Origin of the sequence: Rathayibacter sp. AY2B7 (assembly GCF_002931635.1) — a bacterium.
Lineage (GTDB): Bacteria > Actinomycetota > Actinomycetes > Actinomycetales > Microbacteriaceae > Rathayibacter.
Map to the genome: position 1 here is coordinate 1 of NZ_PSUC01000104.1, position 12,792 is coordinate 12,792.

Sequence of the window (12,792 nt, forward strand, 5' to 3'; positions counted from 1 at the left end):
GCCGACGAGCAGCCAGACGCCGGTGGAGGCGTGCCAGGAGAACAGGCGCTTGTAGCCGGTGGTCCTCGGCGCGGGGCGCAGCAGGTCCCTCTTCACGCGGGCTCGGCGGAGGCGGATGATCCAGAGGCCCAGGCCGGCGAGGGCGACGACCCCCAGCCAGGAGGCGGCGAGCTCGCTGTAGGAGCGGCCCACGTCCCCGAGGTGCAGCGTCCGGTGCAGGTCGCTGATCCAGGTCCGCAACGGCAGGGCGCCGCTGGTGCCGTAGGCGGTGAGGTCGCCGCGGACGTCGGCGGTGGCCGGGTCGATGAAGACCGCGCGGGTCTCGCTGGTGCCGAGCGACGGGTCCGCGTACATCACCCGGGTGGTGTCGCCGGGGTTCGGGGCGGGGCGGACGGCGACGATGCTCTGCCCGCCTCCGGTGTACGCGTCGGCGGCGTCGATCTGGTCGGCCAGGGGCAGGTAGGCGTCCGCTTCGGGGGCGTGCAGCTCCTGCGCGTAGACGACCTGCTCGAGTTGCGGGGTGAGTGCGTAGAGCGCTCCGCTGGTCGCGGCGACGAGGATGAACGGCCCGACGAACAGGGCGGCGGAGAAGTGCAGGCGGAGCAGCAGCTGTCCGAGCCAGCCTCCGCTGCTTCTGCGCGGCGGGGGCGGGGTGTCGGCGGAGTCGCGGGGTCTCGTGGCGGTGGTGGTCATGCTTCTGGTCCTTCGGTGCTGTGGCGGGTGCCGGTGAGGGTCAGAGGAGGGTGTCGCCGATGTAGCCGCCCTCGACGCAGCCCGGCGGGATCGCGAAGACGGCGGAGCCGATCGGCGTCGTCCACTCGTTGAGCAGGTCCAGCTCGTCCAGGCGCTTCTGGATCGGGACGAACTGCGCGGTGACGTCGGCCTGGTACGCCGCGAAGATCAGCCCGGAGTTCGAGATGTCCTCGCCCGTCGGGGTGTCGTCGTAGTTGTAGGCCCGGCGGTGGAAGCGCTCGGCGGCGTTCTCCGAGCGGGCGCGCCTCATGTGCGAGAACTCGGGGATCACCGGGAAGCCGATGGTCGTCGTCGCCTCGAAGTCGGGCTCGTCGGCCTCCGCCGTCCCGGTGAGGGGCGCGCCGTTCGCGAGGGTCCGCCCGACGGACTGCTCCCGGCCGCTGCGGTCCAGGCGGTCCCACTTGTCGAGGTCCATCCGGATCCGGCGCAGCACCAGCCCGGTGCCGCCGGCGAGCCAGCCGTCGCGGACCCAGACCAGCTCGTCGAAGTCGACGTCCTCGGGGCGCGGATTGACGGTCCCGTCGACCTGGCCGAACAGGTTCCGCATCGTGGTGCCGGCCTTCTCGGAGCCGTGCGCCCGGCGGAACCCGGTCTGGGTCCAGCGGACGGTCGCGAAGGTGCGGGTGTTCTTCAGCAGCATCCGCAGCGCGTGCGCGATCGTGAAGGCGTCGTCGGCGTGGAACTGCAGCAGCAGGTCCCCGTCGTTCCACTGCTCCTCGAGCCGGTCGATCCCGAACGCGGGCAGCGGTGCCAGCCAGGCCGGCTTCGCCGCGTCACCGGCCGCGAGGGACACGAGCCTCGGCCCGAACCCGAAGGTCACGGTGAGGCGGGCGGGGACCACGCCGAGCTCGGGCTCGGAGTCGGCCAGGGCCGGCTGCCCCTGGGTGAGGCGCGCGGCGTCGTCGGACAGGATGCGCAGCATCCGCCGCAGCCCGTCCCGGTCGGTGCTCTCCCGCAGATCGAGGGCGACGAAGGTCGCGTGCGCCTGCGGTGTCGCGGCGATCCCCGCCTGGTGCGCACCGTGGAAGGGGATCGTCTCGTCGCCGTTCAGCGCCGCGGCCGCTGCCGGCGCAGCGCCGCCGCGGCCGAGCAGCTGGTCCGCTCCGATCGCACCGGCCGCGCCGATGCCGGCGACTGCTCCGCCGAGGAGGAGCCGTCGCCGGCTGACGGCGCTGCGCGGGCGCTCGTCGGCGCTGTGGCCGGTCTCGCGGTCCTCGCTCATCAGCCCTCTCCGCCCATGTCCATGTCCATGTCGCCGCCCTCGTAGTTCTCGTTCGCGCCGGCGTAGTCGCGCGCCGGGACGGTGAACTCCGTCGTGGAGTCGTCCGAGAAGGTGAGGGTGACGGTGACCTCGTCCCCGGCGACGATCGGCGCGGCGAGGTCCATCAGCATGATGTGGTTCCCGCCGGGGGCGAGCTCGAGGCTGCCGCCGGCGGGGATCGTGAAGCCGCTCTCCTTCGCGCGCATCACCATCTCGCCCGACTCGTTCGCCACGGTCTCGTGCAGCTCGAGCTCGGAGGACGCGGCGGAGGTGGCGGACACGACGGTGACGTCCTCGGTGCCGGAGTTCTCCAGCTCACCGAACGCGGCGGACATGCCGGAGTCGGCGGCCTTCACCCAGCCGTCGGTGATGCTGACCTCGGTCGCCGCGGGCGCGACCTCGGCGGAGGTGCCGCCGGAGGCTCCGGCACTGCAGCCGGTCAGGGCGAGCAGGGCTGCGGCCGAGAGGGCGGAGAGGGTGGTGACGTGTCGAGTGCGCATGGTGTGGCGCCTTCCTGTGTGGTGGTGCGGTGGGTGGAGGACGTCGGCGGTCACGACGACGTCCGGTCTTCGGTGGTGGTCGAGGGCCGCCCGCGGCGGCGGGTGATCAGGAGGAAGGCCGCGACGGCGAGGACCGCGCCGGTCAGACCGATGAGGACCGGTCGGAGGACGTCCGGCGGCGCCTGCGAGGAGGCGGCTGCGACGACGGTCGGCTCGACGGTCGGGGTGGATTCCGCGGCGGCCGCGGCCTGCGCCGAGGCGCCGTCGCCGACCGTGAAGGGGACGACGCCCGCGATCGGGTGGCCGTCGGCGGAGACCACCCGCCACTTGAGGTCGTAGGAGCCGCCGGGAAGCGCCGCCTCGAGCGGAGCGGTGACCGTCGAGTCGGTCAGCTCGACCGGGCCGGACACGTGGTCGATGCCGTCCATGTCGGTGACGAGGACCAGCGCGCCGATCGTGAGGACGTCCTCGGAGTACGTCAGCGTCACCTCCGCGGGCGAATTCGTGAAGTGCTCACCGGAGCCGGGAGTGCTGCTGATCAGCTGGTCGTGCGCCTGGACGGGCCCGGCCGTCCCGATCAGGACGCCCGCCAGGGCGAGGGCTGCCAGCGCGGCGGGAAGCCGTCGCAGGGGTCGAGAGGTCATCGGTCGGTCTCCTTCGTGGTGGTCGGACGGGGAGTGCTCCGGCTGTCGAGCCGGTTCAGGCGGTCGTTGTAGGCGGTGAGCTCGGCCTCGCCGTCGCGGTCGGCGCGCCGGTCGTAGCGCTTCGCGGTCCGCTCCTCCGAGCGCACCCACTGCGCGACCACGACGAGGGCGATCAGCACCATCGGGATCTCGCCCGCCGACCAGGCGATCCCTCCGCCGACGCCCTGGTCGGCGAGCAGCGCCTCCGTGTCGGTGTACCCGAGCGCGGTCCACCAGGACGCGGCCAGCACGGTGGTCTGCGACATGATCGCCAGGCCGAAGAAGGCGTGGAACGCCAGCGTCGCGAGCATCACCAGCAGCCTCAGCACGTGGCCGGGCCGGTTCGGGCCGGGGTCGACGCCGATCAGGACCCAGAAGAAGAGGTAGCCGGTGGCGAGGAAGTGCAGGGTCATCAGGACGTGGCCCTGGTGGCTGAACATCGCCCACTCGAACCAGCCGGTGTAGTAGAAGACGACCAGGCTGCCGGCGAAGAGAACGGCGGCGACGGGCGCCCGCGACAGCACGGCGAGGTAGCGGGAGTGCACGACGGCGAGGATCCACTCGCGCAGCCCGCGCCCGCCGTCGCGGCGCACCGGCAGCACCCGCAGAGCGAGCAGCACCGGTCCGCCGAGCACGAGCAGCGGCGGCACGACCATCATCAGCAGCATGTGCTGGATCATGTGGGTGCTGAAGTGCACCTGCCCGTACACGGCCGGGCCGCCGCTGGTCGTGTAGGCGAGGGCCGCGCAGCCGGCCACCCAGGCGACGGTGCGCCCGAGCGGCCAGGCGTCGCCGCGGCGCCGCAGCCTCAGGACCGCCGACACGTAGAGGGCGGCGCCGACGACCGCGATCCCGAACCAGACGGCGTCGAGGTGCCACTGGTCGAGCATCCGCTCGGGTGTGACCTCGGGCGGGTAGCGGAAGCCGAGCAGACTGCGCCGCACGTCTCCGCTGATCGGGTCCTGCGAGACCGGCGGCGCGCTGTTCGAGAGCGCCACCGAGACGCCGATGGCCAGCGCCATCACCACCACCTCGCCGACCGCGACCGCGACGAACGCGCGGCGGTCGGCCGGGTCGGCGCGCAGCCGCGGGATCAGCCGCAGCCGGTGCCCGAGGCCCGCGCCGCCGAGGGCGAGCAGCGCGACGGCCTTGACGATCAGCAGCTGCCCGTAGGGCGCGCCCAGGTCGCCGAGGTCCTCGATCCGGAGCGACGCGTTCACCAGACCCGAGAAGGCGACCGCCCCGAACGCCCAGCCGGCCAGCACCGAGTAGCGCGCGACGACCACGCCGAGCTGGGCGCCGACGGTCCGCCGCAGGAGGATCACCGCGGCGAGCCCGCCGGCCCAGGCCGTCACTCCGATCAGGTGCACGGCCAGGCTGTTCACCGCGTTCGCGTGCTCGTCGGCGCCGGCGGCGTGCCCGGAGAGCGAGAGGGGGAGCAGCGCCAGCACCGCGATCCCGGTCGCCGCCGCCACCCAGGCCAGCCGCTGCGAGAACAGGGTGAGGAGGAGGATGGCCGTCGCGCACACCGTCGAGGCCACGAGCGTCTGCCCCAGCTCGATCTGCGTGGCGTAGAAGACGAGCTGCGTCCGGAAGCCCGGCGCGTCCAGCGGCTGCCCGATGGTGTTCGCCGCCGTGAACACGAGGACAGCGATCGCGGACGCCACCCAGACCGCGGCCGACCAGGTCGCCCAGCGCAGGGCGCGGTTCTGCGAGTACGAGACGACGCCCGGCGCGATGCGCTGCCCGGGCAGCAGGAAGGTGGCCGCGGTGAGCAGGCCGATGGTCAGCGACGCGGCGGAGTCGTGCAGGACCCGCGCGATCGGCAGGCCCCGCGTCACCAGGTCGCCGGGGTCGATCAGCCGCGTCGCCACCGAGAACGCCCCGGTGTACGACAGGCCCAGCAGGGCGACAGCGACCGCCGCCGGTATCGCGAGCAGGAGGGACGCCTCCGCCCCGCGGAGAGGAGCGGCGAGCGGCCGCGGAGGCGGGAGGAGGTCGTCGTCGACCGGTGTCGATGCTTGTGCCACAGGCGTGGCTCCCTTCACGGGCGTCCCCGAGGGGACGCTCCACTGACCCCTCCGCCGGCGCGCAGGAGCGCCGGGCCAGGACGATCCGTCCGGGAGGAGTCGCCGAGACGCCGACCGGCCGGCGTCCCTCGGAGACCCCTGCGGGGGAGGAGACGGGTCGGTCAGACGCCGCGGGGACCTCCGGGGAGGTCCTCGCCGCGGCTCGCGTCGATGATCAGGAGGCGGGCTGCAGAGGGGGGCCGCGCCGCAGCGCCGCCTGGGGGAAGACGCCCGAGGCGAGGGGGAGCACGTCGCGCAGCTCGAAGGAGGAGCGTCGCGCGGGTCGAGGAGCGGCCACCGGAGTCGGCAGGACCCGCACCAGGCGGGTGACGAGGTGGCTCGTCGTCGCGGCGACCCGGACGAGGAGGGACTCGCCGCGGTGGAGCGCCGCGGTCGTCGCGACGGCGGCGACGAGGTGCGCCGCCCACATCGAGGAGCCGGTCATCCCGCTGTGCGTCATCGCCGCGCTGACGTCGATCACGGCACCGTGGTGCGCGTGCAGGGTCGGCGCATCGACCGGCTCCGCGAAGGTCCCGATCGTGAAGAGCGTGTGGAACAGGAACTGGCTGACTCCCACCGAGACCGCCAGGCGGACCAGGGAGAGCCTGCGCCCGGCGAGCGCCACGCACACCAGGACCGACAGGACGAGCGGCATCGCGACACCGAGCGGACCCGGGATCTGGCCGCCGCCGGCCACGTGCGAGAACAGCGCGACGAGCGTCGCCACCGTCGCCGCGACGACACCCCGGAGGGTGCGCAGCGGGCGCGACGACGACATCTCCCCAGTGTCGCAGACGCCTCCTTCCCGCGGAGGACCGCTCTCGGGCGAGAGGGGCGGCCGGCCGACGGTTCCTCTCAGCGGGCGGGGGAGGCTCCGGGGCGTCACTTCTCGGGCCGGACCACCAGCCCGACGCCGCCGCCGCGCCGCACCGGTTCGGCGACCGCGGTCATCCGGCCGGAGGGGTCGACCTCGATGGCGGCCACCGCCCCGATCTGCGCGGCCGAGGTGAAGGTGTCGCCCGAGGGGACCAGCTGCTGGCCGAAGGGAGCGAGGTCGTCGGCGTACGCCTCGATGAACTCGGGCTCGGCCGAGGTCGTCGCGCCGTTGCGCTGGGAGGCGCGGGGCGCTGCCACCGCCTCGGGGAGCGTCATGCCGAGGTCGATGCGGTTGACCAGGGTCTGCAGGACCGTCGTGATGATCGTGGATCCGCCCGGCGAGCCGACGACGAACCGCACGTCCCCGCCGTCGAGCACGATCGTCGGCGACATCGACGAGCGCGGGCGCTTGCCCGGCTCGATCCGGTTCGGGTCCCCGTCGACGAAGGTGGGGGAGAAGTCGGTCATCTCGTTGTTGAGGAGGAAGCCGCGGCCGGGGACGGTCATCGCCGAGCCGCCGGTCTGCTCGATCGTCAGCGTGTAGGAGGCGGCGTTGCCCCACTTGTCGACGACCGAGAGGTGGGTGGTGGAGATGTTCTCGGTGTCCGACTCCACCGCGGCGGGGGCGGTCACGCATCCGGAGCCGTCGAGAGCGCCGGGCGCGACCGGGCGGACGGAGGCGGTCGCCGGGTCGATCGTGCAGTCCCGCGAGTCCGCGAACTCCTGGCTGAGGAGCGTCTCGGTGGGCACGTCGACGAAGGCCGGGTCGCCGACGTAGGCGCCGCGGTCGGCGAAGGCGCGGGCGGACGCCTCGAGGTAGAGGTGCAGGGCGCTGCCCGTGTCCTCGGACGCGAGGTCGTGGTTCTCGAGGATGTTGAGGGCCTCGCCGACCGCGATCCCGCCGGAGGAGGAGGGTGCCATCCCGTAGACGTCGAGTCCGCGGTAGGAGACGCGGGTCGGCGCCTGCTCGGCGACCGAGTACGCCGCGAGGTCGGCGGCGGTCATCGTGCCGGCCGGGGCGGGGAGGTCCGACCCCTCGGCGATCCGCGGGTTCTGGACCGTGTCGGCGATCTCGGCGGCCAGCGCGCCCTCGTAGAACGCGTCCGGCCCGTGGACGGCGATGGAGGTCAGCGTCTTCGCGAGGTCGAGGTTGCGGAAGGTGCTGCCCACCTTCGGCGCGTCCCCACCGGGGAGGAAGAGCTCGGCCGTGTCGGGGAACGCCTGGAACCGCTCGAGGTTGTCGAGCGTCTGGTTGCGGAAGGTCTCGTCCACCCGGAAGCCCTTCGCCGCGAGCGCGATCGAGGGCGCCAGCACGACGGGGAGCGGCAGGGTGCCGAAGCGGTCGACCGCGGTGTCCCAGGTCGCCACCGTGCCGGGCACGCCGACCGCGACGCCGGAGGAGACGAGGTCCGGGGTGAACGGGTACGGGGCTCCGGTCGCGGGGTCGAGGAACGCGTCCGAGGTGATGCCGGCCGGCGCGGTCTCGCGCCCGTCGATGGTGCTGACCTCGCCGGACGCCTTGTCGAAGTAGACGAAGTACCCGCCTCCGCCGATGCCGGCGCTGTAGGGCTCGCTCACGCCGAGGGCGGCGGCCGTGGCGACAGCGGCGTCAGCTGCGTTGCCGCCGCGCTTCAGCACCTCCATGCCCACGCGGCTCGCGTTCGCGTCGACGCTCGAGACCGCTCCGCCGTAGCCCACCTGCGTCGAGGGCGAGATGAGGGGTCCGCCGAGGAAGTCGCGGATCTTCTCGGGCGTGAGCCCGCTGTCCTTCAGGTACCCGGAGACGGGCCTGTCGAGAGCGGACGCCGGTGCGGCACCCGCCACTCCCACCGAGACGACCGCGACCAGCGCGATCGCGATCCTGCGGAGCACGGGTGTCGTGGCCATGGCGTTCCTCCATCGGAACTCAGTGGTGCGCGGTCGGCTATGCGGGTCCCCCCAACCTAGGGGCGGGGTGGGGGTGCGGGGTAGGGGGGTGTTGATTGGGCTTATGTGAGGTCATGGCGTGGCGTGGTCCACGCTTCGAGGTCTATTGAGCGCTGCTCTCGCCTCGGCGTTACGTTCGACTGCAGTGCGTTGCACGGTGGACAAAGGAGGTTAGAACGAGCGCTTCAGCGGGGGTGCAATAGTGCCGAGTTTTGGCCCGGCTGCAACACGCCTCGTCGCTATCGACTCGGCCTCGTTGACGCGCCGGGCGGCGTCATCTAGGCTTCGCCTGTGGTCCGCAAAAATCAGACGGAAAACCCAAAATCCTCTATCGGAAGGTTCACAGCCGGCCTTGCCGGCCGGCCTCGTTTGGTACTAGGGGTCACTTTCGTGGTGGCCTTTATCGTAACGGTTATAGCTCTTAGATTAGACAATTGGGAGACCAATTGGGCAACTTTTTCGGGGCTTTTGGCGACTTTGTGGGCGCTGGCGCTAGCAATCACGATTTACATTATTACTGCGCGAGACACTGACCGAATCGTCGATCAGTTCAATACGCTCGCCGAGCAAATCGGGGCGCTTCTGCCAGATCCAGAGGCCCAATCCGGCGAAGCGCGCAGTGAAGCGCTCGCAAGGTTCTCTGAATACGTGAACGCTCTGAGGGAAGAACTTCCCTCCATCCCTATTGAGGATATCGTCGCAATTGAGCGTCCGGGTTCGGGTCCAGGAAACCGACCTGTGTTGATCGTCACTCAGCACGGGAAGCGATATAGCGTATATAAGGGAGGTCGCGCGAGAACGGGATTTACGGTCACGCGCCTGCCTGATGAGGATAAGTAAGCCAATACCGGGGATACTTGCTTACCGTAGTGACTTCAGCCTGTCAGCTAAATCGAAACTATGAGGGTATATCGACCACGAGAAGCGGTTCGCATTCGTATCAAACTTGTGGCAAACGAAGGGGCTCCAGTCGACCGTCCTTGTGGGGGGATTGGGGGGTCTTCTCCTCGAGCCTCGATGTAGCGGATCGCGCAGCTCCTCGCCCTGAATGCCGCCGCCGCTCTTGACGCACGAGCGAAGTAAGTGTTTGATCAGTCATATGCCTTCCCCCTCCTCCCGCTCCACCGCCGAGGCGCAGCGCGAGCGGATCACCGCGGCGGCGCTGCACGTGTTCGCGCGCACCGGCTACGCCGCGACTCCGATCACCGAGGTCGCCGCCGAGGCCGGCGTCTCGCCCGCCTACGTCTTCCGCCTGTTCCCCGGCAAGCTCGGCGTCTTCGTCGCCGCGGTCGACCGCTGCTACGAGCAGGTGACGTCCACGCTCGCGGCGGCGGGGGACGCCTCGCCCTCCTCGGACCCGGCCGACCGGCTCGAGGCGATGACCGTCGCCTACATCGACCTGATCGCCGACCGCGACCTGATCATGCTGCAGTCGCAGGCGCAGAGCGCGTGCGACGTCCCCGAGATCCGCGAGGCTGTGCGCCGCGGGATCTCCGCGGTCGTCCGGACGGTCACCGTCGTCTCCGGAGCCGACGGCCCGGCCGTGCAGCGCTTCATCGCCTACGGGCAGCTCTGCCACCTGATCGTGCAGACCGACCTCGGCGGCGTCGACTCCGAGTGGGCCCGCATCGTCTCCGACGGCATCCGGCACCGCGACTGAGTCCGCGGCGCTCGCCTCTCCTCCTCTTCTTCCTCCCCTCCTCTTTCTCCTCTTCGCCACCATCCCTTTTCATATCCGCCGTTGTGACTGTTCGGTCACTCACCTACGACCTCCAGGAGCCCCTCATGTCCACCACCCTTCCCCGCACCACCACCCGCGTCGTCCTCCCCGGGATCGTCGAGCCGTCCGGGCTGCTCCTCGAGCAGGCGCCGGTCGAGCCTCCTGCGGCCGGCGAGCTGCTCGTCGCCGTCGAGGCCACCGGCATCTCGTTCGCCGAGCAGTCGATGCGCCGCGGCCGCTACTTCGCCCAGCCGCGGTTCCCCTTCACGCCCGGCTACGACCTCGTCGGCCGGGTCCTCGCGGTCGGCCCCGGCGGCGACGCGTCGTTCGAGGGCCGCCGCGTCGCCGCGCTCACCAAGACCGGCGGCTGGACCGGGCACGCCCGTGTCGCCGCCCGCGACTGCGTTCTCGTCCCCGACGCGGTCGCGTCGGAGGACGCCGAGGCCGTCGTGGTCAACGGAGTGACGGCGTGGCAGATGCTGCACCGCGCGGCCCGGGTCTCCCGCGGCGACACGATCCTCCTGTTCGGCGCGAACGGCGGAGTCGGCGGCCTCGTGCACCGCCTTGCACGCCTCGAGGGGATCCGCGTGATCGGCGCCGCCTCGCCCCGCCACCACGAGGCCCTCCGAGCGGCCGGAGTGGAGCCCGTCGACTACGCCGATCTCGACCTCGCCGCCCGCGTGCGCGAGCTCGCTCCCGGCGGAGTGCAGGCCGTGTTCGACAACGTCGGCGGAGCGACGACCCGGCTGGCGTGGTCGCTGCTCGCGCCCGGCGGCACCCTCGTCGCGTACGCGATCGTCAGCGCGAGCACCGGGAGTATCTGGCCCCCCTTCCTCCGCCAGCTCGCGCGGATCCAGGCCTACCAGCTCGCCCCCAACGGCCGGCGCGCGGTCTTCTACGACCTCTGGGCGGGCCACTCGCTGCGCCCCGCGCGCTTCCGTGCGCGGCTCGAGGAGGACCTCGGCCGCGTGCTCGGACTCCTCGCCGACGGCTCGCTGACGGCCAACATCGCCGCCCGCTTCCCGCTCACGGGGATCGTCGAGGCGATGGAGCTCGCCGAGTCCCGAACGCTCGACGGCAAGGTGATCCTGCTGCCGTGATTCTCAATCACATTTGTCAAGCCAGCGGGGGTGGTCTGGCTCGATCGTTCTTCCTTCTCTCCCAGCGTTTTTTGCCTGGAAGGCACGTAGTGCCGAGCAGGGTCGGAGGCGGGAGCGCAACCCGAAGGGCGGCGGAGGAGAGGTTGTCGGCGCGATGTGAGGGAGCGCAGCGACCGCGTGCCGAGAACCTCGGAGGAGCCGGCCGCGCAGCGGCTTGCGTGGACGCCGCAGGCCCGTACGCTGCCGAAGGCTTCCAGGCAAAAAATGCGCACAGCGCTCAGCACCGCCGCCGGCCGGAGGTCGGCGTCCGCTCGGGTCCGTGAACCGCGACGGTCATCGCGGCAGAACCCTCCGCAGCGAGTTGACATCGCCGGGAATGAACACGTGCTCGACTCGTCCGCTCCTGATACCCAGCAGCGCTGGGCTTGTGCGACTCCGCTCCGATCAGTTCGATTCAACCTGGGAACGACATGAAGCGGTGTCGGAACACGGCCACAGACTGCCGCGGTCCACAGTTCCGGCCGAAGTCGACCTTGGAGTGGCCGCCGTCGGACTGTCCTATAAAGCTGATGTTTTCTCGGACAATCGGAGGCAGAGCTCTTCCCTCCACGAAGGAGGGGCGTTTTCGAGTTACGCCTTGGGGCGTCGGCTTCGCTGGAGGAGGGCCTTGCGTCGTGCCGGCTCCTTGGTGGGCAGGAAGATGACGAGGAAGTCCTCGATCTTCTTCACCATGAATCGGAGTCCGAAGTAGCTCGTGAGGCACACGAGCGCGACGTTGGGGTCCACCTCCTTCAACAGCATCTCGAGCAGCGAGTTCAGCAATGTGACCTCCGCGGGGTGAACGCGCGAGCGCGTTCCGATGACACCGGGCCGGATGGCTCGGTGAGCTGGCGCTGCAGACGTCGCGCGGACGTCGGCAGGAGAGGAGGGGGCCAGGAGAGCGGCGCGTGCTCAGATCCCGGCCGGGCATGAAAAAAGCCGGCGCGAGGCCGGCTTGGGCATGAAAAAAGCCAGCTCGGTGGCTGGCGTGATTTTTGGTACGAAGAACTTGGGTCCAGTGTGCAGCTGTTTCAGCGGGAGCGCAAGTGCCGTCACCGTTCCCTGGCGGTCTGCGTGCTCGTTCGCCTCGGCCTCGCTGAAGCCGCCTGCCGCGCGAATGCTCTCCCAGCGATCTTCTCGCCTCGTTGAACGTCCGCGACTGCTGTGTCGTGTCCTCGGTGGGGCCACCTCGGCCCCCGCACTACAGGAGGCATCATGCTCAAGCGAATCGCGACCACTGTGACGACTGCGGCGTTCGCCGCCGTCCTTCTCGCCGGATGCTCGACGGCCGCCGGCTCGGCCGCCTCGTCGGAAGCGCCGGCCGACAGCCCCTCCGCCACCGCGACGGCCTCCTCCACCGCGACCGCCTCCGCTGAGACGGCGGCTCTCACGACGGCGTCCTCGCCGCTGGGCGAGATCATCACGGACGAGGCCGGCTACACCGTCTACACGTTCACGAAGGACACGCAGAACTCGGGCAGCAGCAGCTGCTACGACGAGTGCGCCACGACCTGGCCGGCCGTGTCGGCGTCCAGCACGACCGCCGCGGACGGGATCACCGGAGAGGTCGGCTCGATCACGCGCACCGACGGGACGACCCAGCTGACCGTCGACGGATGGCCGGTCTACCGGTTCGCGAAGGACACCGCGCCGGGCCAGGTCAACGGGCAGGGTGTGAAGGACGCCTGGTACGTCCTCCTCCCTGACGGCACGATGAACAAGGAAGCCGCGGCCATGAGCACCTCCACCCCGGCGTCCTGATGCGACGGCGACCCGTCCGGGCGATGCGCTTCGCTGCCCGCGGGGACGGGTCGCCGTCGCATCAGGACGCCGGGGTGGAGGTGCTCATGGCCGCGGCTTCCTTG

At 71.0% G+C, this 12,792-nt stretch carries 11 protein-coding genes; 3 read left to right on the forward strand and 8 right to left on the reverse strand.

Features of this window, described 5'->3' with window-relative positions; genetic code table 11:
• The 7 genes from C5C27_RS14370 to ggt form a co-directional block, all read right to left on the reverse strand.
• On the reverse strand, window positions 1–693 hold a 693-nt coding region (locus tag C5C27_RS14370), incomplete at its 3' end, for a PepSY domain-containing protein (RefSeq protein ID WP_146079701.1).
• 40 nt (window positions 694–733) lie between these two features.
• Window positions 734–1,975: a Dyp-type peroxidase gene (locus tag C5C27_RS14375; RefSeq protein WP_104314746.1), complete on the reverse strand. Its 1,242-nt coding sequence runs from the start codon at window positions 1,973–1,975 to the stop codon at window positions 734–736.
• Window positions 1,975–2,514 carry a copper chaperone PCu(A)C gene (locus tag C5C27_RS14380; protein WP_104314747.1) on the reverse strand — a complete coding sequence of 180 codons (540 nt, stop codon included), beginning with the start codon at window positions 2,512–2,514 and terminating at the stop codon, window positions 1,975–1,977. The genes C5C27_RS14375 and C5C27_RS14380 overlap by 1 nt, the downstream gene beginning before the upstream one ends.
• 50 nt (window positions 2,515–2,564) lie before the next feature.
• A complete protein-coding gene (locus C5C27_RS14385) occupies window positions 2,565–3,158 on the reverse strand; it encodes a copper resistance protein CopC (RefSeq protein ID WP_104239515.1) in 594 nt (197 codons plus the stop codon).
• Window positions 3,155–5,227, reverse strand: a complete 2,073-nt coding sequence (locus tag C5C27_RS14390) for a cytochrome c oxidase assembly protein (protein ID WP_104314748.1) — start codon at window positions 5,225–5,227, stop codon at window positions 3,155–3,157. The genes C5C27_RS14385 and C5C27_RS14390 overlap by 4 nt, the downstream gene beginning before the upstream one ends.
• A gap of 214 nt (window positions 5,228–5,441) precedes the next feature.
• Window positions 5,442–6,044: a hypothetical protein gene (locus C5C27_RS14395; protein WP_104314749.1), complete on the reverse strand. Its 603-nt coding sequence runs from the start codon at window positions 6,042–6,044 to the stop codon at window positions 5,442–5,444.
• Between the two features lie 104 nt (window positions 6,045–6,148).
• Window positions 6,149–8,029 carry a gamma-glutamyltransferase gene (gene ggt, locus C5C27_RS14400; RefSeq protein ID WP_104314750.1) on the reverse strand — a complete coding sequence of 627 codons (1,881 nt, stop codon included), beginning with the start codon at window positions 8,027–8,029 and terminating at the stop codon, window positions 6,149–6,151.
• A 1,138-nt stretch (window positions 8,030–9,167) separates the two neighbouring features.
• Between ggt and C5C27_RS14405 the strand changes: the two genes are divergently transcribed.
• Both C5C27_RS14405 and C5C27_RS14410 read left to right on the forward strand, forming a co-directional pair.
• Window positions 9,168–9,728, forward strand: coding sequence for a TetR/AcrR family transcriptional regulator (locus tag C5C27_RS14405; protein WP_104314751.1), 561 nt, complete (start codon window positions 9,168–9,170; stop codon window positions 9,726–9,728).
• Window positions 9,729–9,853: 125 nt separating this feature from the next.
• Window positions 9,854–10,888: a medium chain dehydrogenase/reductase family protein gene (locus C5C27_RS14410; RefSeq protein WP_104314752.1), complete on the forward strand. Its 1,035-nt coding sequence runs from the start codon at window positions 9,854–9,856 to the stop codon at window positions 10,886–10,888.
• Between the two features lie 630 nt (window positions 10,889–11,518).
• Here C5C27_RS14410 and C5C27_RS14415 read toward each other — a convergent pair.
• Window positions 11,519–11,710, reverse strand: coding sequence for a hypothetical protein (locus C5C27_RS14415; RefSeq protein ID WP_104304883.1), 192 nt, complete (start codon window positions 11,708–11,710; stop codon window positions 11,519–11,521).
• 432 nt (window positions 11,711–12,142) lie between these two features.
• Here C5C27_RS14415 and C5C27_RS14420 point away from each other — a divergent pair, with 432 nt between their 5' ends.
• Window positions 12,143–12,688, forward strand: coding sequence for a hypothetical protein (locus C5C27_RS14420; protein ID WP_104314753.1), 546 nt, complete (start codon window positions 12,143–12,145; stop codon window positions 12,686–12,688).
• The last annotated feature ends 104 nt before the right edge of the window (window positions 12,689–12,792 follow it).

Coding starts and splice junctions, on each gene's coding strand:
- C5C27_RS14410 (WP_104314752.1), top strand. CDS start 9,854: ATGTCCACCACCCTTCCCCGCACCACCACCCGCGTCGTCCTCCCCGGG.
- C5C27_RS14380 (WP_104314747.1), bottom strand. CDS start 2,514: ATGCGCACTCGACACGTCACCACCCTCTCCGCCCTCTCGGCCGCAGCC.
- C5C27_RS14385 (WP_104239515.1), bottom strand. CDS start 3,158: ATGACCTCTCGACCCCTGCGACGGCTTCCCGCCGCGCTGGCAGCCCTC.
- C5C27_RS14420 (WP_104314753.1), top strand. CDS start 12,143: ATGCTCAAGCGAATCGCGACCACTGTGACGACTGCGGCGTTCGCCGCC.
- C5C27_RS14405 (WP_104314751.1), top strand. CDS start 9,168: ATGCCTTCCCCCTCCTCCCGCTCCACCGCCGAGGCGCAGCGCGAGCGG.
- ggt (WP_104314750.1), bottom strand. CDS start 8,029: ATGGCCACGACACCCGTGCTCCGCAGGATCGCGATCGCGCTGGTCGCG.
- C5C27_RS14395 (WP_104314749.1), bottom strand. CDS start 6,044: ATGTCGTCGTCGCGCCCGCTGCGCACCCTCCGGGGTGTCGTCGCGGCG.
- C5C27_RS14375 (WP_104314746.1), bottom strand. CDS start 1,975: ATGAGCGAGGACCGCGAGACCGGCCACAGCGCCGACGAGCGCCCGCGC.